General features: G+C 54.0%; 2 protein-coding genes. Both read left to right on the top strand.

Annotated features, from left to right (window positions below; translation table 11 throughout):
- Positions 1 to 358: transposase (locus tag PspCFBP13509_RS31295; protein ID WP_206361336.1), on the top strand; the 358-nt coding region annotated here is incomplete at its 5' end.
- The gene (locus tag PspCFBP13509_RS31290; protein ID WP_199275507.1) at positions 355 to 1212 is read left to right on the top strand and encodes an IS3 family transposase; all 858 of its coding nucleotides are present in this window, start codon (positions 355 to 357) and stop codon (positions 1210 to 1212) included. The genes PspCFBP13509_RS31295 and PspCFBP13509_RS31290, both read left to right, overlap by 4 nt.
- Positions 1213 to 1253 lie beyond the last annotated feature (41 nt).

Genomic DNA, 1253 nt, shown 5'->3' with positions numbered 1-1253 from the left:
TGGACTTGTTCCCTCGCAGCGGACGCCAAGAAGCGATATTTTAATCGCAACCTTGGAGGCACCTATGTCACAGCAAACCCGCCGCAGCTACACCGATGACTTCAAAGCTCAAGCAGTGACACTTGCTGAAAGTATTGGTCGAGGAGAAGCTGCCCGACAGTTGGATATCTCGGTCAAAACCCTAGGGAATTGGCTGGACGCCGCACGCAACGGGCGTCCTCTCAGTTCTCCCGCCCGGCATCCGGTTTCTGACCTGGAAAGCGAGCTGGCCCGGCTTCGAGCTGAAAATGCCACGCTTAAAATGGAACGAGAAATCCTAAAAAAAGCGACGGCGTTCTTTGCCAGAGAGTCCAACTGAGATACGCCTTCGTCGCCCGTGAACGGACTCATTTTCCAGTCAGGCTGTTATGTCGAGTGATGGAGGTCTCGGTGTCGGGCTTTCACGGCTATTTGAAGCGCCAGGAACGCCCTGATCCAGATGCGGCGATTCGCTTGGAAATTCGTGCGATTCATCGGGCAAGCCGCGGCACTTATGGGCGACCACGTATGGTTAAGGCGCTTCATAACCGGTCGTACTCGATAGGGCACAAGCGAGTAGCTCGTCTGATGAGAGAGGAGATGCTGCGAGGAAAAATCAAAGCCCGGTTCAAACACTCGACGGATAACCGGTATGTCCAACCTATTTCTGAGAACGTGTTGAAACGACGCTTTTCTGTGACAAGCCCGACGCCCGCCTGGGTGGGGGATATCACGTATATTTCGACTCGCCAGGGTTGGTTGTACCTGGCTGTGGTGTTGAGTGTCCAAACCCGGCAGGTGCTGGGTTACAGCCTGTCGGACCGTATGCCCGAGGGCTTGGTACAACAGGCATTCATGAACGCCTGGACTAAAGCGCCAGTTGATCATGGTGTGATTTTTCACTCTGATCGAGGCCGGCAATACACCGGTAGCGGTTTTCGCAGCATGATCGCGGAAAGAGGCTTCGTGCAAAGCATGAGCCGTAAGGGAAATTGCTGGGATAACGCCGTGGCAGAGAGCTTTTTTGCCACACTCAAGAAGGAAGAAGCCACCGGGGTGTATCCCAGCAAAGCGCAGGCCCATACATCAATCGCAAGCTACATCCATGGGTTTTACAACGCGGCACGGCTGCACTCGGCGCTGGGATACAGCTCACCTAATGACTACGCAAAGCAACTGAAGCAAACTGCTTAACACTCACTTCATGGCGTACGTTTTGAGGGAACAAGTCCATG

This window comes from Pseudomonas sp. CFBP13509 (assembly GCF_005233485.1).
Taxonomy (GTDB): Bacteria; Pseudomonadota; Gammaproteobacteria; order Pseudomonadales; family Pseudomonadaceae; genus Aquipseudomonas; species Aquipseudomonas marginalis.
Note: the sequence above shows the minus strand (reverse complement) of the source record. Positions and strands in the feature narration are given on the sequence as shown.